Below are 25,958 nucleotides of genomic sequence, written 5' to 3'. Positions count from 1 at the left end.
CGGTGCTATTCGCTGGCGCTCACGGAGCCCGCAAGCGGTCTCCGCCCATTCGGGTCACGCCCCTCTCGCGGTTGCCGCATCGTCAGCACGGTTATCCGCACGAGCAGCCAGATGAAAAGGCGGCAGGGCCGGCTGCGCTCGGCAAACGGTCACGTCGCCTGTCGGCGACGTGGTTTATCTCTCTCTGACTTCCTATTGTCGCATTCGCCCCGGCGGCCTCAAGGACATCGCGGCCCCTCCAATTTTTCCACCGCGCCGCTCACGCGACACGACGAAAAAATCGGTTCCTCCGCTCGCCGCCGCTGGCGGTCGCTTTCGCGATCCTTGACCCCTTGGGTCGCCAATGCGGGCACCTTTTCGTCAGAACGAAAAGGAGACTCTTATGTCTGATTTCAACTTTCTCATGCTTCATGCCAAGCTCGCCGGCTTCAAGCTTCTCGTGAGCGCGAACCGTATCGGCTGCGAGGATGAATTCTCAAAGATGCTGCACGACCGGCTGATGGCCGGCCTTGATGGGGCGATCCGCTCGACGCGCCGTATCGTGGCCCTGCAACGCGAGTTGGTCATCGGGGACGATTTGGAGGGGACGATATCGTGCCAACTCCAAGGCGAGGAGGAAGTCCTCGCCCGCCGCACGTTTGTGCTCCTCGATGAGCTAGAGATCGATTACTTCACCTATGAGTATCGGGTCAACGGCGGTGAATGGCACAACGCCTTGTCGGCAGACTGCGACGGCATCGAGATCAGCTATCCGACGACCGTCTCGGTGAGCGACACGGAGATCGGTCCCCTCGCTACGATCATCCACGATATTGCGCAGGAAACAGGTATTGCCATCAGCGTCGCGCGCGTCGTTTACGCTTGAGCTGATGGGACGAGAGGCCGTTCCGCCTCTCGTCTTTCCCATTGGCTTGACCGCTTGCAGGCATCGAGCCAGCGCGCGTTCCTGAGGGGAGAGACTTGCCGCCTCTCCCCTCAAACACCCCTCTCCCTGTGGTGCGGGATGACACCCGCCCGGCCTTTCGGGCCGGTTGGCGGACGCTGCCGCGACTTTCCCAAACAAGACGGAGAGGATGAACTCCTTGCGCTACGCCCGCATTCTTCGGTCATCCGCTCCAGGTGTTCATCCTCTCCTGCGGTGCGCTCGCCGTCTCATCGTTCGCATGTCGTCGATGCCCGTTCCCTCCGGTCGCGGTCCTCTCGACTCCTCACGACGACAGCTCGCTTCAGCATCTCCCATCAAATCGGCCTGGACACCGTGCTGTTCCTCCGGCGCGGCTCACAGGCTTGCCCCTGTGAGCGCTATTGCGTTGTCTCACGACTCGCAACAGCATCAGCGCCTCGGGCACGGTGTCCAGGCCGATTTGATGGGAGATGGCAGGATAGGCTATCGGTATACCGTTAGCCGTTTTCGCCCGAGGGGCGATGGCCGAGAGGCGTGATCAGTGCCGGAATCTGTCGCCGCTTATTCGCAGGGGTAGGGTCTGCCGGGACATGGATTTGGTCTTGGTAGAGGTCGTTCGGCGGCAGAAAGAGACACCTTCTCACGGCGGCACATTAGATCGCTGGTCTGTGAATCGGCGAGCGGGCAATTCCCCCGCTTCGCCAATCAGGCGTTCTCGCGTTTCGGCGGTTGGGCTGGTCGGTGGATCAGCGAATAGGTTCGTCAGCGATTGTGCGGCTCGGAGAATAGGCGAGGGGGTGCTTCGCCAACTGCGCGCATCGGCAAACCGGCGATCGCGCTTATTGCTCATAGACGACTTCAGCGAATAGGTGGTTGAGCCAATTAGCTTTTTGCGGATTGGGAGTATGAACCGATAGGTGGCTTCGCGAACCGACGGTTCGGCGATTGCGCGGATGAGCGATCTTGCGAATGAACGTCGAGGCTGCTTTTAGCGGGGATGCTCTTACCTGCCAATTGCCAAGGTAAGCCGCCAGTTCCTCGGGCATTCCGTTGGGTACCGACTGCTTGAGAAATTCAGGAACGCTGCCACGCGAGCGCTGAGCAGATGTCGCGACGGATATAGCGCCGATAATGCGATCGCAGATCATCAGCAGGTGCAGGTTCAAGACGTCGTTTGTGCGTGGCCGCGGGTGAGGCAAACGACCTTGCGGCGAGCCCCGGTCTTCAACATGAGCCTTTTAGATGGTATGCCGCCCGATCAGCAGAGTCCCTATCCGAGCGATGGAGGTTGATGATCCGAGCGGCATCTTTGGAGCTTATTCCGTGCTTCTTCGCGAAATAATCGACGTCATATGGATCGGAAATCTTCTTGCGTGTCTCCTGCTCGATTTGCTGACGTCGCTGCATAGAATTCTCCTCTGAACTGAGGGAAGGGTTCATGCAACGATGGCTGCTTCGTGGTTGTTTGACGATAGTGAATGCCGTTCAGCAATCGTCTTGGAGGCAGTTCTTCGCTGGCTGTTGCAGCGAAGACTCTGCCGCGTCAGCGGGAGGGACCGCTTCGTCGGGTTGTGGTGCTTCCATTTGATGTGGGCGGCGCCCCTTGCTCGGTATAACCCTCATGCGTCGGAAGTTGCGGCAGGTCGTCTCCGCAGCATTTGAAGCCCTCAGGCGGCCGCATCTGGTTGATAAAATATTATACTGGAGTATAAGTACGGCTCGCGGCGCGAGGAGGTAAGGTCAAGGGAGATCAGAACACCACTGCGCGGCCTCTACGCTGTTAACAACGGGTCTGCACCTGACACACTATCGATCCCTACTGACGAAGGAATGGTACAAAGTTCCAATTTCCATCGATTGCCCGGGCTGCGGCGCGCAGACCCGGTCCGCCGGCATTGTCGTCGGACCATCGAGCCTGATCACCGCTGCCGACGGCTCTGAGGAGGATGTTCTGAAGCGGCCATGGACACCGCTTGGTGCCTTCGCATTCGTCGAGTCACTCGGCGGTCGAACGAAGAGCGTCGAGCAGTTCATCGTCAGCCGCTTTCACAGCACGTTCGAAATCAGGAACGATCACTTGCTGTCGATCTGCGAGCACTGCCGGGAAAATCTCTCACCCGCCGCTACCCGGTCTGCCGCTATGAATGGCTTTGTCCGCCTGGGGCAAAAAGGTCTGCTGGTCAACGAACGGATGCTGCTCTTCGCATCGCGCGTCGTGTTGACGGAATTCCATGGCGGCACGTCAATCGAGGAAAGCGGCCTGCCGCATCCAGATTACGCGCTCATGCTGATTTGCGATGCGGAAAGCGCAGGCGGCGAAACCGGTACCGTCGAACTGTGGCACAGCATCGCGCGTAATGACTACGCCATCACTGTGAAAGGTCACGAAGGTCGGGAGATCTTCCGTAACACCCTCCATGATGACCTCGCGGTCGTAGTAGCTACTATTTCCAATCTCGGACTGGTCCTGACGCAGCTCCACCTGGCACAGGCAACATCACCCTACTGCCGGCTTGCCCGTGCTCTCTTTCTCGAAACCCTTGCCCATGCCGGATATCGGCAGGAAAATTAGAAAGCAACACGATGCGGATTTCCAAAACGCGATCGGGATCTTTGGCGATAGTGATCCTGTTGTCCGGATGTGGCGACCTAACACACCCACAGCGACCGCAGCCCCCAGTCCCATTTGCTTACCTCAGCCTCGCCGCTTGCAGAGCCTATGCCAGCAATATCGTCGAGTGCCAGCTTGAGTATGGTACCCAGTTCGGACGCCAACGCCTCGGTCCTGTCCAGCAGACGGGTCTTAATATCAGTGGCGGTGACAGCCGCTATCAGGTCGCGTCCTGCAATCCGGTCTCGAGGATCCAGAAGGAATTGCCCAATTTCGTCTGCCGAATCTATGAGCCTCGATCAGGAACGGATGTCAGTCCGGTGTTGATCAAAGGAGGCACTGCGGTGCGCCTGGCGCGTGTTCTGGGCGATCGCGAACAGATCCAATATCGCTGGATGCCAGATAAATGGTCGCGGCTACACGACTGAATTTGCTCGGGAAACGAGCACCTTGCCATCGCTATTGTTGCCGATAATTATACCAGAGTGAAATTTTAAGGTTGATTTCCGTAACGGAATGCAGTTCAAAATCTTATACCGCAGTATAATTTCGGACTGGTTCGGCTATGGATCGCATCCCACTTCCGCCTGTGAAAATACCGCAAAAGGTGTGGTCGCGAAGCGCGCTGTTTGCTGGAATGTCGGCCTTCCTGCTCACCGGTTTCGCTTCCGACCCTCGCGACAGCGATCTGCCCTTCTATTCGCGAACGTCTGCTCATGCCGTTGGGCCTGGAGGTAGCACGACTGAGAAAGTGCGGAGAGTGGCAGCCCGGTTGAACCCAATCGCCGCGTCAAGTCTGGCCGTTGCAGCCAAGCAGCCGCCACAGCCGACAATCGATTGGGTCAGCTTCAGTCAGCGCTTTGACGCGCCGAAAGATGGACATCCGATTGGACCCGGCGTTCTTTCCTTGGACACGGTTGAAGAGCTCGAAAACAGTCGCGCGGAATTGCCGGGAGAAACGGCTGACAGCGCGAATGCGCGCCGCGAACGCACGGTGCATTCGCCAATCGACGTCTTTTCTTTTGAGCAGACGCCGTCCCCTCACATCGTCGATCCGTCGATCGCGTTGAAAATCGACGGCGACCTGTCGTCGACACAGCCCCGAGCCGAACTGCTTTCCGGCATTCCTGAAGAATATGCACAACTCGCATTGGCGATCGCCGCCGCGGAAGAGGTTGACCCGAACTGGGTGCTCTCGATCATGCGGGCCGAAAATGCCGGCTTCGATCCGCGCCTCGTCAGTTCCGCCGGGGCTGTTGGATTGATGCAGGTGATGCCGCGGATCGGCGCGGCCTTCGGCGCCAGTGATCTCACCGATCCCGAACAGAACATCCGTGCCGGCACACGATTTCTCCGTGTTCTCATCGCCAAATATCGCAATCCAGTGCTCATCGCCGCAGCCTACAATGCCGGCGAACCCAACGTAGACCTTCGCCATTCCCTGCCACTGATCCGCGAGACCGCGGATTATGTGACACGAGTCGTCGGATACTACATGGGGACAGGGGCCGGATTGACCTCTCCTAACGCTCGCCCGTCGCCCGCATCCATGCGTGGCTTGAATCGACGTGCAGGAACTGCCGATCGCGCAAAATCGCCGATGCTTGTTTTCTCTGTCGCAGATCCGCTCCCGCCACAACGCGCTTCTCATCAGCAGGAGAGGCCGGCCGAAATCGGCGACCCCGTGAAAATCGTCAAGGAAGAGGTGCATTGATGAATGTAATTGCAATGGCAGTCCTTTATGGCAGCGTCGCCTGGCGTTCGATGGCGAAACGCAAATGGGTCGGCAATGCCGCCATGGTTTCCGCGGCCAGCCTGATCCTGCTTGTCAGCCAGTTCGAGCCAGCGGCAGCGCAGAATCTCGATGCGCTGCAAAATGCTGCTGATCGCCTGGTGCAGTTCTTTACCGGCCCCTTCGGCCGCTCCGTGGGAGCGATCGCCTTCATCGGCATGTTTCTCGCCGCAGCCTTCGGATACTGGTCCTGGGGCGCCCTGCTTCGGGTCGGGGGAAGCCTTGCCGGCATGTTTGCTGCCGCCGAACTCGTCGACTTCCTTGCTGGCAGTGGGTCGTGACCATGGCGGCATTCAGCGGCAACACCGACGGTGGCGACGAGTACATCGAATCCTATCCCGTCATCCTGGCTCTGACGCGGCCGCCGACGGTCATGGGGGTCCCTTACACATATTTTCTGGCGGAATGCTTCATCTCGCTGATGGTGTTCATGATCTTAGGCTCGATCTTATGGTTCCCGGTCTCCTTCGTGATCCTCCACAGCATTCTTTACGTCCTGACGGTGAAGCTCGACCTGTGGTTTTTCGAGATCGTCGGCCGGCTCAGCATGTGCGGCGTCAATCCTCTGGGTCGAAGGCTCGGCGGTGGCATCAGGACCTATGGGGCGTGATCGATGGGCACCATGGCGAGATCGTTGAAAGGAAGCTTGTCGAAAGGTTGGGAGATATTCGCCGACCGCAGCATATCGACACACGTCCCGTTCTATGTGCCGATCGAAAACGGCATTGTCCGACTGAAGAACGACTGCCTGGTCTCCACTGTGCAATTGACCGGCTTTTCGTTCGAGACCGCTGATATCGAGACGATCAACATGCTGCAGCGGCAGCGCAATTCGGCGTTCCGCGCGATCGCGTCGATCGGCAATTTTGCGCTCTACACCCATGTCATCCGACGCAAGGTCGCCCCCTCGCTGCCATCGAGCTTCGCCGATCCCTTCATGCGGCGTCTCGATGACGTCTATCAGTCAAGCATCTCCAGGAACGAGATGTTCGTCAACGACACCTATGTGTCCGTGGTTGTTCGGCCGCTGTTCAGACAAGGCTCGGCGCTGTCCCGTGTCATGGGCATCGGCGGCAATGTCGTGCGCAGGGAGCAGTTTCGTGCGATGCGCGACAGACTGGTCGAAGCAACAAGGGCTCTGGAAAAATCGCTTGCCGCTTACGGTCCAAAAGTCTTGCGCGACGTGCGGCGCGCCGAGGTCGATCTTGGCGACGGAAAGATGATCTACCGGACCATCTCCGAAGACACAATGCTTGAGGAAGGCGCCCGAACAATCTGGTTCTCGGAGCAATGCGAGTTCTTCTACACGCTACTGAATGGCAGCCGGATGCGGCCGATCCGCCTCAGCAATATACCGATCGACGAGATGCTGCCGGCGCGGCGGACGTCGATCGGCAACCGGATCATCCATCTCCAAGGCGAAACATCCGGCGATGATCGCTATGCCGCGATGGTATCGCTGAAGGAATATCCGCCCGAGACCGGCGCCGGCATGCTCGACTACATCCTCAAGCTGCCCTTCGAGATGGTGCTGACCCAGTCGATGTCATTCATCGACGACATGGCTGCGCGCAGCCGCATCGAAAGGCTCGATCGGCAGATGTCGAAGGCCGACGAGGGCGGCTCCAGCGTCCAGGCCAATCTCGACATCGCCCGCGACGAGCTTGCGCGGAAACGCGTTGCCTTCACCGAGCATCACCTCACCATCATGCCAGTCGCAAGGACGACGGCTCAACTCGACGATGCGGTGGCGCTGATCGGAAACGAGCTTGGGGCGCTTGGCGCCTCCTATGTTCGCGAAGATCTGAACGCCGAGCCGGCTTACTGGGCGCAACTGCCTGGCAACCAGGCCTATATTGCGCGGCGCGCGCTCATCTCGACGCTCAATTGCGCGGGCTTGAGTAGTTTTCACGCCTATCCCTACGGCAAGCCGGACGGAAACCACTGGGGACCGGCGATCACCATTTTTGAGACGACCTCCGGCACGCCCTTCTTTTTCAACTTCCATCAGGGCGACGTCGGGCACACGACGGTCTTCGGACCGACGGGTTCGGGCAAGACCGTCATCATGGCGTTCCTGATCCTGCAGGCCTACCGCGTCAGTCCTCGATTGAAAACGATCGTCTTCGACAAGGACCGTGGCCTCGACATCATGGTGCGGGCGGCGGGCGGCCGATACATGACACTGGAGCCCGGCGAACCGTCCGGGTGGAACCCGCTGCTGCTCGACGATACCGAGGAAAACCGCGTTTTCCTGTACGGGCTTTTGAGCTTCATGCTGAAGCCGTCAAAGGACGGCGAGAGCCTGACGCCGCAGGAAGAAGCTATCATTCGCAACGCGATCAAGTCCGTGCTCAAGACAAAAGACAGATCGTACCGCCGGCTCTCATCCTTGCGTGCCCTCTTGGCCGGAAGCGAGAGGACCGAAGGCAGCCTGATCGCCAGGCTCGACAAATGGGTCGACAAGGGACCCTACGCCTGGCTCTTCGACAATGCCGACGACGACCTCGACATTTCCAGGCCAATGTTCGGTTTCGACATGACCTCGATCCTCGACGATCCGACGGTGCGCACCGCGGCCCTCCTCTACATGTTCCACAGGCTGGACGAGATCTACGACGGCAAGGCGCCGATCATCAACCTGATGGACGAAGCCTGGAAACTGCTCGACGACGACGAGTTCAAGCGCACCATGAAAGACTATTTCAAGACCATCCGGAAAAGGAACGGTCTGGTGATCTTTGGCACGCAATCGGCCGACGACGTCGTGCAATCCAGTGTCAGCCGCACGATCATCGAGCAGACGTCGACCAACATCTTCTTTGCTAATCCGAAGGCCGACGAGCACTCCTACATGGAGCATTTCGGCCTCTCCAGGGCCGAATTCGAATGGGTCAAGAACGGCGACCCGAGTTCGCGGTTCATGCTGATCAAGCAGGCGAAGAGCAGCGTGATTGCGCGCGTCGACATGTCCCATATGCCGGAATTCATCAAGGTCTTGTCCGGCCGGGAAGAGACCGTTCGCGAAGTCGAGATGCTGCTTGATGAGTATGGAGACAATCCGAAGAACTGGCTGTCAAAATTGTGCGACTGGGAAGGGGGAGCGTCCGATGAACAACGCAAGGCTCCCTGAGTTGGCGACGGCCGGCGTGCTGGCGCTGGCGACAGTCATGACCCCCGCGCTGGCCCGCGCTCAGGTTCCGGTCATCGACAACGCCCGCCAGAAGATCCAGCAGGCGACCTTGAACTGGTACCAGGGCTATCAGGCCGATACCCAGAAACTGAAAGGCGCATCGGGCGGTACGACGGACAGCGTGGCGCCTGGCCAAGGCTCCGGCGCCCCAACCGATTGTTCGGCAGAGGGCATGGCGGGCGAGGCCGCGCCGGCTGCACCATCGCAGCGAACGCCGAGCCAGCAGGAAGTCGCCCGCATGGTCGAGGACGAGGCGATCCGCCAGGGCGTCGATCCCAATTTCGCGCTCGCCATTGCCGAACAGGAATCGCGTTTCCGGCAGTCCGCGCGCTCGGCGGTCGGCGCCACCGGTGTCATGCAACTGATGCCAGGCACGGCCGCGCAGCTCGGGGTCAACCCTTATGATACGCGCGACAATATCCGCGGCGGCGTCAAATACATCAAACAGCTTCAGGGAATGTTCGGCAATCGCTACGACCTGATCGCCGCAGGTTACAATGCCGGTCCTTATCGTCAGTCGCTTCAGAACGGACAGATCCCGAACATCCCCGAGACCCAGGATTACGTCAAAAAGGTCTCCGCCTACTATGGTCGCAACAAGGCGCAGAATGGCGACCGAACCCCACCAGCTGGCGACAACACCGAGCCCGAGGGCGCGAGCTACGGGAGCGGTTGCGGCGAGCAGCTGAAAAAGGCTGTCGACCGCAACACGCAGGCGCAGGCGGAGCGCGGGTCGGTCTGGAATGAGCTGCTTGGGAAATCGATTGCAGCGAACCAACAATATCTGCAGCGCCTCCAAGCCGGGTTGCAGTCGTCGTCGGCGAACTTGCGCGGCTCCGGCGGCGGCAATTCCAAGGATTTCGACGGCTCGCTCGTCATGGCGCAAATCCAATGCCCATCGACCGTCGTCGACACCGGCAGCACCCGCTGCTTTGCCGTGCCGTCGAGTGCCACGACCGAGCAGATCCAGCGCTGGCTTGACGACCTTCAGGAACAGGCTCGCGCCAGTGGCGACACCGCGACCTTCTCGGCGATGCAAGATCCCGTATTAGGCCTGGTCACGGTCGTCGATGCCAGACCGACAGCAAACTGAACGGACAAGAGAGGTTAGGCATATGAAGAGATTTGTCATCGCGGCAGCCCTGGGCATCGTTGCCGTCTCGCATGCTTACGCGCAGGTTCCCGTCAAGGATTCGGAGAACATTTCGCTCAGCGAGGACATCAAGAAACTGTCGTCTGAGATCCAGCAGGACACCTCGGTCGTCAAGGACAACACGACGAAGACCTTGCAGGCGATCACCGGCGATCGCAGTCAGGATGCCAGCCAGTTCGCCAAACTTGCGACCGGCAATGGCTTCAGCATGGGACAGGCGCCGAATTTCGGATTGATCCTGTCGGGAAATCAGGCCGTGTTCGGCGGCATCAGCGGTCAGTTTCAGAACACGGCCGCCAAGCTGATCAACGGCCTCAACCTGGTGAAAATGGTGGTCGATACCGTCAACGGCGGTGAGCTCTCCGGCGCCAACCAGGCCTATTCGCAAGGGGTCAATGCCTTGACGACGATGACGGCGCTGACGGATGCGATGAACAGCGCCACCAAGGATCGGCAGAACTCGTTCATGCAGGCAACCGAGAAGATCGGCACGGCTCAGGATCTGAAGGGTGCGCTCGAACAAAACACCCAGATGGTGCTGCAGGGCAACCAGACCGCCAACGAAGCCGTTGGCTCGCTCAATAATCAGGTCATGTTGCTGAACCAGCAATATAAGGCGGCGCTCGCCACGTCGTCGCAGAACCTCAAGACTTTCGCGCCGCTTCCCGACAGCGTCATGCGGGACGGGGGCCCGGAGCAACAGGGGGCGTCGGTGCGCGATCAGTTGAAGGCATTCGAGGAGCAGGAGCAGTGAGGCTGATCCTCATCTTGGCCCTTTGTTGGGCCCTCACTGGCTGCGGCGGCAAATACGAACAGCTGGCGAAATGCTCGGCCGACGAAAACCCCGTGCCGGCGCTCGGCTACGACAGAGCGCCGCGACCAGCGTCGCCGGAACAGGCGCTGGCGCAAGCCGTCACGGATGATTGCGGCCCGATGCGGCCTGTCAATTAGGATGCGACATGGATCCAGTCAGCTACGCGATCAATTTTTATGGCGACGCGCTCAGATATTTCGACAAGATCAATGAGGCCTCGCTCGAACGGGCCTGGGGACTGTTTGCCGAAAATAGCAATCTTGTCTCAGCCATCCTGGCGATCTTCCTGATCCTCTACTTCCTCTGGGGTGCCCTCGGACTGTCTGCTGTCTCCCTGCAGGACATGGCGGTGACGGGTTTCAAGATCGCGCTGGCTTACGCTTTGATCATGTCCTGGGCCATCTTCTACGACAATATCGGCCAGTTCGTGCTGTCGACGCCACAGGATCTCGGCTCGGCAATCTCTTCGGCGATGGGCGGCCAGTCGGCCGGTTCCGATCTCGCCAGCCAAGTCGCCTCGATGGCGCGCAAGGTCTACGATTTCGCCATGCAACTTTTCAATTCCTACGAATCCGGTTGGCTGCCGAATGTCACCGGCGCGGTCGTCGTGTTCATCGTGCTGGTGTTCGGTCTGCTGCCGATGCTGCTCATCCTCACCGGCGTGACGCTGTTTGCCAAGATGATCACCGCCGTGATGCTGGCGATCGGGCCGATTGCGATCCTCTGCTACTTTTTCGGTATCACGCGATTTGTCTTCGACGCATGGGTGAGGGGCGTCGCCTACGGCATGTTCATGCTGCTCTTCACCTACATCATGGCCGGCCTGTCGTTCGGTTTTCTGATCGGCATGATGGACACGATCAACGGCGACATGGCGACCAAGGAAAACGCGCTCGCGATCGTGCTCGCCATGGTGCTCTACCTGGCGCTGATCTCCTATTTCATTTTCCAGGTGCCGGATTTCGCCAGAACCTTTTCCTACGGCACGGCGATATCGGGCGTGCCGGGTGGGGGCGGTGTCGACACCGCTTATAGCTCCGCTCGCAGAACACTCGCATCCAGCAATTCGAGGACGGGGCAGGCCGCCGCCGTTGCTCTTGGCATGCTGGCTGGACCGAGAGGCGCCGTGACGGCGGCAGCACTTGCCGGCCGTGGCAGTGTGGCAGGCGTCGGTACGCTCGGCCGGATGCTGACCAATCGCCGCCGCAACAGCGAGTGAACGAGACACCGTTATTCGAGGGCAACATTTGGCATTGTTTAGAAGACAGATAAGACCTGCGCCGACTGACCATGTTCCCGGACCGCAGGAAATCTACGATCGGCACCTGTCCTGGGGCGAAAAGAACCGCTCGCTTCGGACCTTGATCGGTCTCATCCTGCTCGTGTTCGCGGTGGCTGGCTGGGCCATCGCCGGGATACTTTCGTTTTCGGTGGCGCAGCTCTTCCCGCTTGTCCGCACCGAGGTGGTGCCCCTGATCGTGGACAAGAACACCGGCTACATGGAGACGGTGACCACGCTCGACAAGGATCGGTCGAGCGTCTCGGAAATACAGGCTGTTCGAGCCTCATTCGTCGGCAATTACGTCATCCGTCGCGAGACCTACGATCCGCGCTATCTCTCGGACAACTTCGACATGATCGCGCTCTGGTCGGAACCGAACTCCGAGGCCTTCAAGGAGTATGAGGCGTGGATGAACCCAAGCAATCCACGAGGGCCGGTGAAGACGCTGGGTGCCACTGGCGACATCCGGCCCGAAATCCTCTCGGTCAATCCTCTCAATGCCTCGACCATGGCCGTCCGATTTGAGACGCGGGAACGCCAACGCGGTGGCGACGTCGTCAGTCGCTGGTCTGCCACGGTGCGCTACCGGCAGATCAATCTTCCCGCCAGCAACCGGGTTCGTCTGTACAATCCGTTGGGCTTTGTCGTCACCGAGTATGCAAGGGTTCCGGAAACCATGCCGTCGGGGCCTGCCCAATGATGAAACGGATGGCGGCGCTCTCATTCTTACTGCTGCTGGGGACCACGGTCGGGCATGCCGAACTGGTTGCACGTCCAGGAAGGCTCGATCCTCGGGTGCGCTCGCTACCCTATTCGGCTGAACAGGTTTTCCTGGTGACAGGCACCTACGGGATGGTGACGACGATCCTCTTCGGCACGGACGAAGAGATCACCCAGGTCGTTGCCGGCGACACCGTCTCCTGGCAGATCCTCACCTCGGCCGACCGGCGTTCCCTGACCTTGAAGCCAATGGAAAAGGACGCTTCGACCAATCTCTCCGTCGTGACCACCCGGCGGACCTACTCCTTCGATCTGCGGGTCAACGACAGCAAGGCGATCCAGAACCAGACCTTCAAGTTGCAGTTCACCTATCCCGAAGATGCCGGGCTGAAGGGGACGGCCGAACTCTGGAAGCAGGCGCAGGATGCTGCCGGCAATCCGAACCTCAAGAACATCCGCCGCGACAAGGTCAACTACGACTATGGCTTCAAGGGAAGCGATGCGGCAAAGCCGCTCTGGGTGTTTGACGACGGCCTGAAGACCTTCATGAAATTCACCGGCGACATCCCGGCGATCTTCATCGTCGACCGCAAACGCCGCGAGAGCCTCGTGAACTACCGTCGCGAGGCCGATTATATCGTCATCGATACCGTCTCGCGGCAGTGGTCGCTACGCTATGGCACCGAGGACGAGACGTGCCTGTTCAATCTGCGAACTGTTCCCGCCGATATTCCGGCGCCGATTGAAGGTGCGGTTGCGCCAAAGCGGATTGGTGCGGGCGGTTTCCCGCAACAAGCTCAACATTAGGAAGGCGCCGTGTCGGATCCCAACTATCATTCGCTCGACACCGACAGCGCCATTGGCGGTCCGGTCCGGCGGAGCGGCGTCGGTCTCATGCGGCCGATCGCGGTTATCGCGGCCATCGTTGGTGTCGGCGGCGTCCTTTACTTTCTGCTTGCCGGTGGCGAGCAACAGCCGGCGATCGACACGACGCCGCGTGAGGAGTTCCGTCCGGTCCAGACACCCAGGAATGAAGGGTTCAGAACGCCGGCCCCGCCTCCTTTGCCGACGGTCGTCGTTCCGGAAGCGCCGCCGCCACCCCCTCCTCCGCCGCCAGCGCCCGTCGTTCCGGCGGCTGCTCCCGTTTTGCCACCGGCAGAGGTCGACTGCGCCAGAGGCAAGAACCCAGACAACCCCCGATGCGTCGAGCTCGCACGCCAAGCCAAGCTGCTGGAGCGTGTTCGCTCTTCCGCCATGGTCTTCGATCAATCGGATCAGAGAAACGGCGCGGCACGGGCCTCGACTGACGCCACCGGTTCCGGACTGTTCGGCGCCGGCGATCCGTCCAGCGCGCAAACGGCAGCAGCGTCAAACGGCGGCGTCGCGGTCGATAATGATCGAGCTTTCCTGAAGGCGATGGGCGGGCAGGGTGTGGACGTTTCGGTGGCAGCCGAGAACCGCCGCACGGACGCCTGGATCCCGCAGGGCACGATGATCCGCGGCACGCTGGAGACGGCGATCAATTCAGACCTCGCCGGCATGGTGAAGGGGATCGTACGCGAAGACGTCTATTCTTTCGACGGCCGTCGCATCCTCATTCCGGCGGGGTCGTCACTGATCGGTGACTATAAATCCGGCGTCGAGCGGGGGCAGGAACGGATCCTGATCGTCTGGACACGGATGATCCGCGGAGACGGCGTTTCGGTGCAGCTCGGCTCTTATGGCACCGACCGGCTCGGGCGCTCGGGCATGACGGGTGTCGTCGACCGCAAGTATTGGGAACGGTTCGGGCCGCCGGCGATGATGACGCTGATTGGTGGCGCCACTCAGTACATCGCCCAGCTCGGCCAGAAGCAAGACCGCAATATCACGATCGTCAATACGGATGGAACGGTGACCAGCATTCCTCAGGATAATGGAAGCACGTCACAGGATCGTGCCCGCGAAATTGCTGCCGAGACGATTGCCTCCGGCATCCAGCAGCTGGCGTCAGAAGCCTTCCAGGACAGCCGCAATATCCGGCCGACGATTCATATCCCGCAAGGCTCCGACATCAATGTCTTCGTAACACGCGACCTCGACTTCGCCGGGCTTTATCCGGATCCGGTCCGCGAAGAGTTTGAGAGACTGCGCAGAAGGAAGCTTGGCAAATGAATGCACGTCCAGCAATTTCTGCTGAGCAGCACTTTCTATCTGAGGCGATCGAGCCGATCCGGCCGTTCCTCGACGATCCCGGCGTGGTCGAGATCTCCTGCCAGCGCAGCAATGAGATCTGGCTGGAGCGTATCGGCCAACTCAGCATGGTGAGGCAGCAAGTCGACGACCTCGACCAGGAATCAATCCGCCATATGGCCGCGCGCGCCGCCTCGTTCACCAAGCAAACCGTCAATGCCCAACATCCGCTCCTGTCGGCGACGCTCGTCAATGGCGAGCGCGTGCAGTTCGTGCTGAACCCGACGTCGGCAACCGGCCATGCCTTCTCCATCCGCAAGCAGTTCATCCGCCGTTTTGATTTGACCGACTATGAGAAGGCTGGCGCTTTCCGCTTCACCAAGGTGACGGGGGACGACTATATTGACGACGTCGATATCGAGCTGTCGCGGCTGCTGCGGGCCGGTAAGGTTCGAGCCTTCCTGGAGCTCGCGGCAATCAATCACCGCAGCATGCTAATTTCGGGCGGCACCTCCACCGGCAAGACGACCTTTCTGAATACGATGCTCACCGCCATTCCGAACCATGAGCGGTTCATCCTCATGCAGGACACAGCCGAACTGGAGCCGAGCCAAGAAAATGTCGTGTCGCTGCTGGTCTCGAAGGGTAGCCAGGGAGAGGCGAGGGTGACGATGACGGATCTGCTGGCTACGGCGCTTCGCCTCAGACCGGATCGGATTTTCATGGGCGAATTACGCGGCGCCGAGGCCTTCGACTTCCTAAATGCGATCAATACCGGGCATCCCGGTTCAATGTCGACGATCCATGCAAACTCGCCGCACCACGCGTTCAACCGGCTGTCGACGCTGGTACTCAACAGCAATGTGCGCATGGAGCGCGACGATATTATTCGATACATCCGCTCGATTATCCCGATCGTGGTCCAGTTGAAGAAGAGCGATGCCGCCGGCGGCCGCGGCGTCAGCGAGATCTACTTTGCCGACGAGGTGGACGAAAATGGCAAGCGTATCCACGCAAACCGAGATTGACCGCCCCAAATGGACGGGCCTGCAGCGCGCATCGCTGTTCACCTTCCCGGTCGCACTCCTCGGCGTTGGTATCCTCTGGCTCGCCTTCTTCACACTGATCTACGACGCTTACATCACCTCGTTCGGGTCTTCGTCCTATTTCGACTACGTCGCACAGGTGCGGTTCGTCGATGCGATCCACTATACCTGGTGCATCATCCATGTGCGCAACACGGTTGGGCTTTCGCTTCTGGCCTTCGCGCTTGCCTTGCCGTTCCTGTTTTTCTTGGCTTGCCTTTGGATGCTGAAAGGCGGCAGGGCGCTGTCGCGCAAGATCCTCTATCTCCTGCATGTCCGGTCGATGTTCAGCCTGCTTGCGCACACGGCTCTCATCTTCGCCGCCGCTTATGCCGGTGTCATCGTCTATGGCGTGGCCTTTTATCTCGTTGCCACCAAGGCCGGTGAGCATGCCGAGATTGCCAGCTACTATGGCAATCATCTGGCCGCGATGTATCAGGCTCCTTTCGGGGCAATCGATGCAGCCGGCGCCTATCAAAAGCCCTCCCGGCAGACGGTTCTGGCCGCACTCGCGGGTCTCGCTGCCGCCGGTACCATCGTCGGATTTCCGATCGGCGCGGCAATCCAGAGACGCCAACGGATGATCATGGGAAAGGCACGACTCGCCACCTTGAAGGACGCCGCCGACTTTCGGCTGCGCGACAAGCACGGCATCGTCCTTGGGCTGAAACAGGGTCTGCTTTTGCGCAATGATGGCGACCAGCATGTCATGGTGATCGGTTCGCCGGGGCAGGGCAAGTCACGCGGCTTCGTCATCCCGACGATGATGAGCTTTCAGGGATCGCAGGTCGTCCTCGACATGAGCGGCGAGCTGTTCGAGGAGACCTCCGGTTATCTCAAGGACAAGGGGTACGAGGTTTTCCTGCTCGCTCCGGGCTCGAAGTTCACCGACGGCTACAATCCCCTCGACCTGATCAGTGAGGAGCCGAACCAGCGGATCACCGACCTGCAGAAGCTGACGCAGATGCTGCTGCCGGAGAGGCTGCGATCCGATTCATCCGATTTTTGGGAAGAGAGTGCCAGGATCCTGCTGACGGCTATGCTCGGCTTCGTGCTCGAATGCCCCGACACCCGCAAGTCGCTCAGCGAGCTCTATCGCATTCTCAATTCGATGTCGGACGAGCGCAAGGCGATCATCCAGCTATTGGAAAACTATGAGCCGGTTCTCTCCGACCAGACCCGGATGCAGCTCACCAAATTCGCCGGGCGCCATGAAAAGCTCGGGGAGGGGATTGCGGCTGAGATCGTCGCCAAGCTCAGCTTTCTGCAGAACCCGCTGGTGGAAGCGCTGACCTCGATCACCACGATCCCGATCGACACCGTCAGAAAGCGTAAGCTCGTCATCTACATCCAGGCTGACTGGAACGCCATGCAGATCTATGAGCGACTGATCTCGATGTTCATCCAGCAGATGGCCGACAAGCTCGTGCAGATGGGTCCCTTGCGCAACCGTGAGCACGAAGTGCTGATGATGCTCGACGAGTTCGGCAATGGCGGTCGTATCGACACGGTCCTGACGCTTGCCCCGCTAATCCGCAAGAATGGCGTGCGCTTCGTCTTCATCCTCCAGGACGGCGCCCAATTGGAGCGGCTGTACCAGCGCTCCGGCCAAAAGATCCTGATGGGGGCTTCGACGATCAAGCTGTTCATGAATTTCCAGAACCAAGAAGATGCGACCGCTGTCTCGATGGCTGCTGGCAAAACGACGGAGTGGGTGGAGCAATCGTCCTATTCCCATCGCCATGGCCGAAGACAGCGATCGATCTCGAAGGTGCCGGTCTCGGTCGATCTCCTTCCCGTCAACACGCTGATGATGATGAAGCCGGAAGAGGCGATCCTGCAGGTCACCGGCATGCCGCTGATGCGCATCATGAAGCTCGATTCCGGCGGCGAGCGGATGTTTTCGAAGGTGCGGAAGTTCAAGCCGGCGAAAAGGCCTTGCATTGAGCCGGTTGAATGGACGATCGACGACAGCAAGTCCGCTGCGGCGGCCCCGGCCTCGACAGGCACTGACATCGACGCCGTGCGCTTCGTCGTCAAGGATAGTGTCCGCCACGTCTACATTTCCTCGCTCGACGAGCTCCGTCATCGCCTGGATCTCGACGAGACGCGCGAGGCCGGTTCGACCGAGGAGGAGGTGCGGGCGGAAAAGCAGAAGCAGTCGGGAACCAAGCGAAAGGGAGATACGGTGAGCAGGCCACGACGGCGTGGCATGCCCGAAACATCTGGTGCCGCTCGCGAGAGTGACATCGATCTCGGTATCGACGAGGAGAAGCTCAGCCGCAATGTCTATTCGGGGGCACCGGCACATCGGAGCTTTCAAGCCAAACAGGCCAATGGTCCGTTGGATCAAAGCGGCCCTCGGCCTGCTGCGTCTGTTCTTCAGCGGCAGGAGGTCAGAGAAGTATTCGGGGCAGATCTTACCGCGTTGAACGAGGTGATCTTCCAGCAGGCCGAAGAGAATGCACTTGAGCCGGTCGAGCTCAACGCGGATGTCGAGCTCTTGATAGAGAGCCTGTCGGATCGGCTCACGGAGGACAGCTCGAGAGCCTACCTGCGCCAGTTCGCTAGCTTGGTGCGGGATCCGCTGGGCGAGGATCGGGAGCAATCTGGGACCGAGGCGCTTGCTGAGTAGATGCGACGTAGCCCGCGACGACGCAACACTGCGTCCCCATCTGCCAGGGAGAACAATACATGGGTGAGATCCGACATCTCTTACACCGCAATATTTCAGAAAGTGGTCATCTCGAACGAATTGTTGCTGCCGCCAAGGCTGACGCCGGCTTTTGGCTGATGGTGAAGGAGCGCGAGATGGAAAGGCAAACGATCGGAGCCGAAGTTGACCTGGAGGGCGATGGTGATGCGATCGACAAGTCGGCGTCGGCGAGGCTGACGCCCACGATCACAGAACTGGCTGACGACCTCGTCTCGCGCATGTTCGGAACTTGCCCACCCGAGGTACTGGTGATCATCCAACAGGCGCTCCTCGATGCCGCGAGGGTCGAGCTGAGCGCTGTCCGGTGAAGGCCAATCAAACGCTGCGGAAAATGGCGACCACAATTGATCTTCAGGTCAGGATGTCGTCATCGGATGTTGGCGAGAGGTTATTACTGGCCTGACGAACTTGATCGATCACCCAGTCTTGTAGACGCTTGGCGGTGTCTGCAGCCTCGGCCTCCGCGAGGTCCTTAGGAAAAATGCCAAAGATCGGCCCGAGATGCTTCATGCGAGGCAGCGTCCTTTCCTTGGCTTCCCGATATTCGTCGGTCTCCATCCCAAAGGCTTCGACGATGAGGTTCACCGGCCGTGATCGTCGATACGACGCCTCCAATATGAAGTCCGGTCTGCACAAACCAATGGGAGTTTCCAATGCGAATAGCGGCTTGGTGATCTTGATGCGGAGATCCGGCGCGGCGTCGAAGAGAGCTTGCTGTAGCCAGAACAGCAGATGCGAAACGTCTCTTTCGAATCCGGATTCCACCGGAAAGAGCGTATCGCCGTTATAGACCGGTTGCGCATAGGCCTGGATCGCCCGCACGGGTCCCTCGTCATCGTCCTGAAAATCAACGTTCAGCAAAGTCAGGAACGGACCTCTGAGTACGGGATCGCCACGCAATGGCTGGCGGACTTTACCGAGCACATCGATCTTGCGTGAGGACGATGCCGGCATGATCGTCTGCGCCGAAACGCTTTTCGAAAACGCCAACATAAAGCCGGTTCGTCGAAGGTTCTCCGGCCAGTCCGGACGAGAGGTCCAGAGCAACCGCTGCCAACGGCTGGCCGGGTCCCAGTAATCCGCACCCCATGTCGACATCAGTGCGTTCAGTGTCCAGGTCCGCAGCACCCTGAGGCCCCTCGCGGCGGAACGTATCCTCGATAGCTGACCTCCCAGCGTAAGATCGGGCTCGTCCTGCAGCGGGGGTATGACGTTTGTACCCGCCCTGTCCAGCACCCGCCACAGGATGCCGCCAAGTCTGGAAGGACGGTCGTTTCGTTCCCTCGATCGGGTGGGATTATCGACCGAGAGATCAGCAAGACGGTTGGGAATGGCCGGAAGGGCGTCGATGTAGCTGCGCTCGGGTTTTGGCAGCGGGCGGATCTGATAGCGGCGATCGAACAGCGCGGGAGCAGCGTCCTTGTCTACATGGAACGGGCACGTTTGCGCATGGTTTGGACGCTCTTCATGCCGGTGCGGGTCCGCCTCCTTCGGGGTCAGTCGTCGCAGCGTAAATGTACGCTCCTGTTGGATCGGTGCGAGCAATGGCTGCAAGCCAGCGGCGAGGCAATCGCATTCAATCCAGCCGTCCATCACTTTGGCGCGTTTGATGACCGAAAGCGCAATAGCCTCATCTTCCTTGGACGCAGCGTTGCCATACCAAGCACGCAACGCGGTTGCCTCTCGGTCGGACAGGTCGGCAAGTGGATACGCTGGACTGTTGCGAACGACGATCCGCATGCCAGACCTTCAATAGCCGAGGAGCCAGAGCCGATAGCCGAGGTATGCCACACCGGCGGCGGCGCTTGCGGCGATGATCGTCTCTCCCCAAGCTCGGATGTTGCAAGCCTTGCCTTTGTCGATGCGCGAACCTTCGAGCACAGCCGAAAGGAAGGCATAGATCGGGATCATCATCGCGTAACCCACCGTGGGGCTGTCTCCGATTACGATGCAGGCGAGGAGGAAAACAAATCCGAGAACCAGGGTCGCCACACATAGCCTCCGCAAGTCAAATCGGTAGCCACGCTTTTTAAGCGACGTCATCGAGAGTCTCCTTCGAACTCAATTCGAAAAATATAACTGCAGTATAAGTGATGAGCGAGCAGCGGCAAGGGACTCGAATCTATGGAGGGACTTGTCCATTAGGATTCGTGCCGATTGAAGACGGCGCCAACTAGCGGACTCGGCGACCCCAGGAGGTTGCGACATCCTCTTGCGGGGCGTGATCGTCGCAGTGTAAGACGTGTAACGAAGTTGTGAACGGTTGGATGCAAGAGAGAGGCAACAAAGGGTTTACGCTTGGTCATCTTGGTCTCTAGCCGGCGTCAGGCATTGGATGAGCAGTAGAATTTCAAACAAGTCCCGGACCAGCAGCTGCGGCAGCATCCTCTGTCGCCGGGATGAAACGTCTCATCGTGCCGTATCGAGCACATCTCCCGCCAGGGAAGGCGTTCTATGTCTCATGTGAAAGACGATCCGTCCGGCAACGCAGTGGACGTTTCGACATTGAAGGCGCTGTCGTTTCAAGAAAGGCTCGCGATCGGCCTGCGCCGATTGAAGGCCGAGCGGGGTTTGTCGAACAAGGATCTGGCCGAGCAGCTTGGTGTGTCGGAGGCCTATATGTCGCAAGTGACCCGTGCCATGCGTGACGTCAAGCTGTCGACCCTCGACAAGATGCAGCGCGAGTGGAACGTCATTATCGAGGATTTGCTAAGGGTCACCGAAGACGATCTCTCTCGGATGGAAGCGTTGAAAGCGCACCGAGGGAAGAAAAAAGCTCCCGAGACCACGTCATGATTTTCCTGTCGTAGCGCACGATCGGCCTGCGCGAATTTAGTTTTAGTGATCGAGGTTAAACCAGAACCTTTCCTTCACGCCTTGGTCGTTCGGGATATCGAAGAAATAGGGATCGGCTCGCCGCGGTCGCGGCGTGGCAACTTGCTGGATGCAGCCATCATGGCCGTTGCCGAAACTGCGCTCTATCGTCATACCTGACTGTCTCGTGTGGGCATTGCGCTCGATCGGTGATCGGCAGACATCGACTGTTTTGATGCACTGGTCGGGCTCGCCGCGCCAGCCACCGTCGCCTTGCGAGCTATAGCCGACCGTCGTTCCGGCCGGGCAATCTTCGTAGTTTTCTCGCCCCGGCTTGCCGGCCTTGGCGTCATGGCAAATCGGCCAGGAAAATCCCGGTTCCTTCATCGCGGCAATGAGCTTTGTCATAGGTGGAACGCAATAGGCAACGCCGCGCCAGGACGGATTCTGCGATGCCGCACACAACAGAACTTGGCATCCCCACGAGGCGTCCTCGGCTTTTGCGCCGCCGGCCAGGGCGCTAAGGGCTGTCCCTGTCAATGTTGCGACCAAAATCAGCAACGGTCTCATAATTCGCCTCCGTTATCGACTACTGGATTTGCGCCCAGGCACCGTCGATCCTCGCAAAGGAAAGCACGCCCGGTTGCGCCGAGCCGGCAAAGGAGCCTGACGTTGTTGTGATGATGCCGGTACAGGTGACGCCAGGTATTGCCCCGCGCGGCTTGCACTCCGAGATCCTGATTGAACGGCCTGACGTCGCGATCGCAGCACTTGCCTCTTCGTCACTCGGAGCGTCCACGGGCAACGGTTGCTGCGCCGACTCCTTCAGTCGGACGATCTCTTTTTCCAGGTCTGCGATATGACCGGTTCGCGCCAGCTCACTGATCGCATATCCTCCCGCTGTTCCAGCAAGGAGGGCGATGGCGGCAGCAATAACCGCGGTATCGGGGCGCTTAGCCATCGGGAACCTCAATACCCCTCGATGCCCAGTCGCTTGAGGACAGCAACCGGATCGGTCTCGCACACCGTCTTCCAGTCCGCGTGCTCGACGCAGGCGTAGGCGTATTGGCTAAGGTCTGCCGATGACAGATCGGCGAGCCTGTTGCCAATTGCTTTCCATTGCTGCACCTCCGCCGGATCGCAGCCGGCGCCCCCCGCGCCGCAAAAGTCCGGATCACGCTGCTCGGTCAGATTAGGAGTGGCGCTATCTTGCGCGCCGCTCGCGACCGGAGCGAGGACGAGCAGAATTGCCGCGACACCGAGGGAGCAAAAGATGCGATTCATTCAATCTCCTTACACGTCTTTGAGTTCACCGAGCCGCTTGGGTAACAGGCAAAGGCAGGGGCAGGCCCGTCTCGGCTTCTGGTAATTGGCCGTCCGACTTCTCTGCGGCCACAGTCGATGCGGTGTAAAGCCAAGGGGGAAGCAGGTCCGGTGACGACCAGACTCCAAAGCCCAGCCCCCTGGCTTTCCGCTCAATATCGAAATAGGCAGGGACTTGTGGCTCGTTGCGGTAATTGAAGGCGTAGCCGATACCCTCCGCAATTGCCGTTGCTGCCAGATTTGTTTCGCCGACGAAGCAATGGGCGATCAGGATCTTGTTGGTGTCGCGGCCAATTGGCGCGCAGTTGACGTTCTGCCCAAGTGTCCGGAGGATCATCCAGGCACGCGAAACCTGACCGGCGGGCCACTCCATGCCATCGCTCGTTGCGGTCTGCTCAAGGCGAGGGGCTTCATACCCAGCCAGGCGGACGATCTGTCGGCTCTTGACGAACTCGAACGTTGTCGCATCAATGACCTGAACCTTGCCGTAGATCTGACGCGGCACATCGGACGGGCGGCTTTGCGCAAGCAACGCCGTCGGGACCATTACGAGCCATAGTATCGAGGCAGCCGCAACTCTCATTGTTGTGCCCCCGCCTGTTGTTGGAGAACGGAAACCGGATGCGGTAGGTCCGAATAGGCCCAGAGTCCGGCGCGCGCCGAACGTGCAGATTCCTCCACAACCCGGTAACCTGGAACAATCAGTCGCCCCGCGCTGTCGACGGCGGCAAATCCCCAACCTTGCGCAATCATATAGCTTGCCAGATCGTACCGATGCTGACCGACCGTCGTCTGGCATGCGACGACGGCGTTGTTCGGGTCCAGATTTTTGATGGTCGCGCAGACAGGCTTCGTGTCCCGGATCAATGCCTGCGCCATGATCAGATCGAGTTCTCCGCAGTCCCTGATAACACCGGCTGAGACGGTGACATTGGTTCCTCGAAGACAAGACTGCAGGCCATAGAGCCGATAGCGTCGGCCACTAGAGATCCAGGTGTCGCCCGTCTCGAATTGTGCCTCCGTCGGAAACGGAACGAATTCGGGTTGGGCGCCACCAGCGTCAACGGCCGAGGGAATGTCGGTTTGCGATGCCTGAACAGGGACGACCGATGGCGAGAAATGCGGTTCGCGCGCGACATTGCCGTGGGCGAGCATCGGCATGATTGTCGTGGCAGCATAGACACCGGAAGCTGTGATCGTGGAAATGAACATGAGAAGCCCGATCCGCATCAATTGGTCGACGGATTGACCGGGTGGTAAGGATGGGTGAACTGGCCGTTTGCCCAGATTCCGGCCTGCTCACCGCGTGCGGTTTCCTCGGCTTGCAGGTATTCCGGGAAGACAGGCCGACCGGCGCGGTCACGGGCAGCGAACGCCAAGCCCTTGCGGATGAGCGCCTCGGAGAGCGATCGAACCGCGCCGTTCTCGACGAAAAAACATTCGGCAAAACGCACGCTCGGTGTGCCGGGATTTTGCGCGAAAACGTGGCAAGGAAATGCGTCGCCGGCACCTGCCTTTGCCTCATCGAGCGTCGCAGTCATGCCGGCAAGCGAAATCATCGCACAGGTCGTCGGCATTCCGGCAAACTCCAGTGGCTCGGCCGAGAGGCAACCCTGGACGCCGGCTAGTTTGATCACGTCACCATCGGCGTCGAGAAAGGCGCTGCCGCTCAGCGCGGCCTTTGGGCTAACCGTTTGCAGATCAAGTCGGGACGCGATCGATGAGATGTCCAGCGGTATTTGTGGGCCGGGAATCAGATCCCGGCCCTCTGCGTAGGCGTTCTGATAATAGCCGACAAAATCCGAGACCGTGTCGGCCCGCGCGGCAGAGGGCAGGGCGATCAAGGCATTGAGAAGGGTGCAAAAGAGGAGGCGGTCGAACCGCCGAGCGCCATTGTTCATGCTCGCATCCGTCATCTATTGACTGTTTCGAGCATGCACGAAATTATACTGCAGTGCAAGTCTGGAAAATGTCCGAGGATTGCAGTATGTGTTGTCGGACACTGGAAACGTGCAGATGGAGAAGGGTAATGTCTGCGGCAAGAAAGGCGCTCAGGGTTGTTGTCTTCCCGTTTCGGGCGGCATGGTTTCTCATGTTGATCGCGAACTTTCTGGCCGTCTCCGGCGTCTGCCTTCTCGTCGCGGCCTTCGTTGCATATGGCATCGCCCTGGCGTTTTCGTATGCCTTTCTGCCCGCAGAATGGACGCAGGCACTATGGCGATGGGCAGCGGATCTGTATGCCCAGTCTTCCTGGTTCAAAGCTGCCGCACTCGCTTTCTTCACGCTGCTTTTCTTGCCCATCCTGCGATTTTGGCCGGCGAGGGATCCGGTGGGGGATGCGGCGCGTGAGCGCGAGATCACCAGGCTGAATGATGATCTGATTGCCGCGCGGCGGCAGGAACAGTTGCGAGCCAAACTTCGGGCGTGAAAGGGGAGGCTGCGCTGGAATGTTTGCGAGGTGCTGTAGCCCACAACGTCCTTGTCTCCAAGTTCTCAGGCGGTCGGCCGCCACTGCGATCGGACACAGTCGGCAGCGGCGGCTACTTTTGATGAAAAGGGTGAGGTATTCAATGGCAGCCAAACCACTTTCGCTTGCTATCTCGACGTTCAAAGGTGGTGCGGGAAAATCGACCCTGAATGTCAATCTTGCAGCGGAGTTCGCACAGCAAGGGCACAGAACGCTGCTCATCGATTGCGATGAGCAGGAGTCGTCGACACGCTGGTACAATGTCTCGATGAAGCGCGGCTTGCTTCCGACCAACGGCACGTTGCTGCACCTGCGAGTGGCGCCCGGGGATCAGTTTCGGGACCGGTTGGCCGACGCGCCCGAGGCGGATATTCGCATCTATGACGTTGGCGGCTATGTCCATCAACGCGCGATCGAGGTCTATCACGAGTGCGACGCCGTTCTCATTCCGATTATTCCGGAACCGACCGCCGCGACGTCAGCGATCAAGGTCGCAACCATTTTGAAAGAGATATCCAAAAAACGGCCTCAGGGACCGATCCCTTATGCGGCGATCTGGAATTACGTCGACATGATCGCTCTCAAGCACAATCGGTCGCTTCCGGAAGTTCACGCAATCCTGACCAGCGGCAAGATTCCCATGGTGAAGACGGTCATCCGCAAGAGCAATCATTTCAGCGATGTCGGAGCCGGCTTCGGTTCGCTCTATTCCAAGCTCGCCAGCATTGAGAACAACCCGTCGCTGACGCCATCAGCGAAGCGTCGGGCTTGCGAGAGCGTGCTCGATGCGATCGATCTCGTGAAGAAGATCAACAACGAATTCATCGGCCTCCTGCAGGCGGAGGCGGCTTAGAGAGATGGCGGGGGAAAGAACACCGGCCGGCAACATTCTAGCCCTTGCCCGATCGAGAG

The 25,958-nt window shown here is 59.5% G+C and carries 28 protein-coding genes and 1 pseudogene; 19 read left to right on the top strand and 10 right to left on the bottom strand.

Annotated elements, in window-relative coordinates; genetic code table 11:
- Positions 1-382: 382 nt before the first annotated feature.
- A complete protein-coding gene (locus tag RWJ89_RS27830) occupies positions 383-865 on the top strand; it encodes a hypothetical protein (protein ID WP_316031745.1) in 483 nt (160 codons plus the stop codon).
- 1,055 nt (positions 866-1,920) lie between these two features.
- On the opposite strand, the pseudogene RWJ89_RS27825 reads toward RWJ89_RS27830, so the two are convergent.
- Positions 1,921-2,048: pseudogene (locus RWJ89_RS27825) on the bottom strand (LysR family transcriptional regulator); the annotation flags it as partial.
- Positions 2,049-2,128: 80 nt separating this feature from the next.
- Complete coding sequence (locus tag RWJ89_RS27820; RefSeq protein ID WP_131604757.1) at positions 2,129-2,311, bottom strand: hypothetical protein; 183 nt, start codon at positions 2,309-2,311, stop codon at positions 2,129-2,131.
- Between the two features lie 670 nt (positions 2,312-2,981).
- On the opposite strand from RWJ89_RS27820, the gene RWJ89_RS27815 reads away from it, so the two are divergent.
- From RWJ89_RS27815 to RWJ89_RS27745, 15 genes are all read left to right on the top strand, one after another.
- Complete coding sequence (locus tag RWJ89_RS27815) at positions 2,982-3,476, top strand: hypothetical protein (protein WP_316031744.1); 495 nt, start codon at positions 2,982-2,984, stop codon at positions 3,474-3,476.
- 811 nt (positions 3,477-4,287) lie between these two features.
- Positions 4,288-5,229, top strand: a complete 942-nt coding sequence (locus RWJ89_RS27810) for a lytic transglycosylase domain-containing protein (protein ID WP_316031743.1) — start codon at positions 4,288-4,290, stop codon at positions 5,227-5,229.
- A complete protein-coding gene (locus RWJ89_RS27805; RefSeq protein WP_168326121.1) occupies positions 5,229-5,588 on the top strand; it encodes a TrbC/VirB2 family protein in 360 nt (119 codons plus the stop codon). The genes RWJ89_RS27810 and RWJ89_RS27805 overlap by 1 nt, the downstream gene beginning before the upstream one ends.
- Before the next feature lie 2 nt (positions 5,589-5,590).
- Positions 5,591-5,917, top strand: a complete 327-nt coding sequence (locus RWJ89_RS27800) for a VirB3 family type IV secretion system protein (protein ID WP_131586896.1) — start codon at positions 5,591-5,593, stop codon at positions 5,915-5,917.
- Between the two features lie 3 nt (positions 5,918-5,920).
- A complete protein-coding gene (locus tag RWJ89_RS27795) occupies positions 5,921-8,440 on the top strand; it encodes a VirB4 family type IV secretion/conjugal transfer ATPase (RefSeq protein ID WP_316031742.1) in 2,520 nt (839 codons plus the stop codon).
- Positions 8,418-9,593, top strand: a complete 1,176-nt coding sequence (locus RWJ89_RS27790; RefSeq protein WP_316031741.1) for a lytic transglycosylase domain-containing protein — start codon at positions 8,418-8,420, stop codon at positions 9,591-9,593. Before RWJ89_RS27795 ends, RWJ89_RS27790 begins: the two co-directional genes overlap by 23 nt.
- 22 nt (positions 9,594-9,615) lie before the next feature.
- Positions 9,616-10,407: a conjugal transfer protein gene (locus RWJ89_RS27785; RefSeq protein WP_316031740.1), complete on the top strand. Its 792-nt coding sequence runs from the start codon at positions 9,616-9,618 to the stop codon at positions 10,405-10,407.
- Positions 10,404-10,604, top strand: coding sequence for a hypothetical protein (locus tag RWJ89_RS27780; protein WP_316031739.1), 201 nt, complete (start codon positions 10,404-10,406; stop codon positions 10,602-10,604). Before RWJ89_RS27785 ends, RWJ89_RS27780 begins: the two co-directional genes overlap by 4 nt.
- 8 nt (positions 10,605-10,612) lie before the next feature.
- Positions 10,613-11,686, top strand: a complete 1,074-nt coding sequence (locus RWJ89_RS27775) for a type IV secretion system protein (RefSeq protein ID WP_316031738.1) — start codon at positions 10,613-10,615, stop codon at positions 11,684-11,686.
- Positions 11,687-11,828: 142 nt separating this feature from the next.
- The gene (locus tag RWJ89_RS27770; protein ID WP_316031737.1) at positions 11,829-12,449 is read left to right on the top strand and encodes a virB8 family protein; all 621 of its coding nucleotides are present in this window, start codon (positions 11,829-11,831) and stop codon (positions 12,447-12,449) included.
- Positions 12,446-13,276 (top strand): TrbG/VirB9 family P-type conjugative transfer protein, encoded by an 831-nt coding sequence (locus RWJ89_RS27765; RefSeq protein WP_316031736.1) that lies wholly within the window; start codon positions 12,446-12,448, stop codon positions 13,274-13,276. The genes RWJ89_RS27770 and RWJ89_RS27765 overlap by 4 nt, the downstream gene beginning before the upstream one ends.
- A 9-nt stretch (positions 13,277-13,285) precedes the next feature.
- Positions 13,286-14,623, top strand: a complete 1,338-nt coding sequence (virB10, locus tag RWJ89_RS27760) for a type IV secretion system protein VirB10 (RefSeq protein WP_316031735.1) — start codon at positions 13,286-13,288, stop codon at positions 14,621-14,623.
- Positions 14,620-15,669 carry a P-type DNA transfer ATPase VirB11 gene (virB11, locus tag RWJ89_RS27755; protein ID WP_316031734.1) on the top strand — a complete coding sequence of 350 codons (1,050 nt, stop codon included), beginning with the start codon at positions 14,620-14,622 and terminating at the stop codon, positions 15,667-15,669. Before virB10 ends, virB11 begins: the two co-directional genes overlap by 4 nt.
- A complete protein-coding gene (locus tag RWJ89_RS27750) occupies positions 15,638-18,361 on the top strand; it encodes a type IV secretory system conjugative DNA transfer family protein (protein WP_316031733.1) in 2,724 nt (907 codons plus the stop codon). The genes virB11 and RWJ89_RS27750 overlap by 32 nt, the downstream gene beginning before the upstream one ends.
- Positions 18,362-18,420: 59 nt before the next feature.
- On the top strand, positions 18,421-18,750 hold the full coding sequence (locus RWJ89_RS27745; RefSeq protein ID WP_316031732.1) for a hypothetical protein: 330 nt from the start codon (positions 18,421-18,423) through the stop codon (positions 18,748-18,750).
- A gap of 43 nt (positions 18,751-18,793) precedes the next feature.
- On the opposite strand, the gene RWJ89_RS27740 is transcribed toward RWJ89_RS27745, so the two are convergent.
- Together RWJ89_RS27740 and RWJ89_RS27735 are read right to left on the bottom strand one after the other, a co-directional pair.
- Entirely contained in the window at positions 18,794-20,182 is a 1,389-nt protein-coding gene (locus tag RWJ89_RS27740) for a hypothetical protein (protein ID WP_316031731.1), read from the bottom strand.
- Positions 20,183-20,191: 9 nt separating this feature from the next.
- A complete protein-coding gene (locus tag RWJ89_RS27735) occupies positions 20,192-20,485 on the bottom strand; it encodes a hypothetical protein (RefSeq protein ID WP_316031730.1) in 294 nt (97 codons plus the stop codon).
- Positions 20,486-20,896: 411 nt separating this feature from the next.
- Between RWJ89_RS27735 and RWJ89_RS27730 the strand changes: the two genes are divergently transcribed.
- Positions 20,897-21,238: a helix-turn-helix domain-containing protein gene (locus RWJ89_RS27730; RefSeq protein ID WP_316031729.1), complete on the top strand. Its 342-nt coding sequence runs from the start codon at positions 20,897-20,899 to the stop codon at positions 21,236-21,238.
- A gap of 42 nt (positions 21,239-21,280) precedes the next feature.
- Here the strand turns inward: RWJ89_RS27730 and RWJ89_RS27725 are convergent, their stop codons facing one another.
- From RWJ89_RS27725 to RWJ89_RS27700, 6 genes are read right to left on the bottom strand one after another with little or no spacing between them, the layout of a single operon-like run.
- Complete coding sequence (locus RWJ89_RS27725) at positions 21,281-21,826, bottom strand: hypothetical protein (RefSeq protein WP_316031728.1); 546 nt, start codon at positions 21,824-21,826, stop codon at positions 21,281-21,283.
- 19 nt (positions 21,827-21,845) lie between these two features.
- Positions 21,846-22,217, bottom strand: coding sequence for a hypothetical protein (locus RWJ89_RS27720; protein WP_316031727.1), 372 nt, complete (start codon positions 22,215-22,217; stop codon positions 21,846-21,848).
- Positions 22,218-22,225: 8 nt separating this feature from the next.
- Complete coding sequence (locus RWJ89_RS27715) at positions 22,226-22,540, bottom strand: hypothetical protein (RefSeq protein ID WP_028743929.1); 315 nt, start codon at positions 22,538-22,540, stop codon at positions 22,226-22,228.
- Between the two features lie 25 nt (positions 22,541-22,565).
- Complete coding sequence (locus RWJ89_RS27710; RefSeq protein WP_316031726.1) at positions 22,566-23,126, bottom strand: thermonuclease family protein; 561 nt, start codon at positions 23,124-23,126, stop codon at positions 22,566-22,568.
- 32 nt (positions 23,127-23,158) lie between these two features.
- Complete coding sequence (locus RWJ89_RS27705; protein ID WP_131604667.1) at positions 23,159-23,791, bottom strand: thermonuclease family protein; 633 nt, start codon at positions 23,789-23,791, stop codon at positions 23,159-23,161.
- Positions 23,792-23,808: 17 nt separating this feature from the next.
- The gene (locus tag RWJ89_RS27700) at positions 23,809-24,495 is read right to left on the bottom strand and encodes a thermonuclease family protein (protein ID WP_316031725.1); all 687 of its coding nucleotides are present in this window, start codon (positions 24,493-24,495) and stop codon (positions 23,809-23,811) included.
- Positions 24,496-24,608: 113 nt separating this feature from the next.
- On the opposite strand from RWJ89_RS27700, the gene RWJ89_RS27695 reads away from it, so the two are divergent.
- Both RWJ89_RS27695 and RWJ89_RS27690 read left to right on the top strand, forming a co-directional pair.
- The gene (locus RWJ89_RS27695; RefSeq protein ID WP_168265333.1) at positions 24,609-25,007 is read left to right on the top strand and encodes a hypothetical protein; all 399 of its coding nucleotides are present in this window, start codon (positions 24,609-24,611) and stop codon (positions 25,005-25,007) included.
- A 142-nt stretch (positions 25,008-25,149) separates the two neighbouring features.
- A complete protein-coding gene (locus RWJ89_RS27690) occupies positions 25,150-25,899 on the top strand; it encodes a ParA family protein (RefSeq protein WP_316031724.1) in 750 nt (249 codons plus the stop codon).
- The last annotated feature ends 59 nt before the right edge of the window (positions 25,900-25,958 follow it).

The sequence above is a fragment of the Rhizobium sp. 10PS4 genome (assembly GCF_032464805.1).
Lineage (GTDB): Bacteria > Pseudomonadota > Alphaproteobacteria > Rhizobiales > Rhizobiaceae > Rhizobium > Rhizobium laguerreae.
Note: the sequence above shows the minus strand (reverse complement) of the source record. Positions and strands in the feature narration are given on the sequence as shown.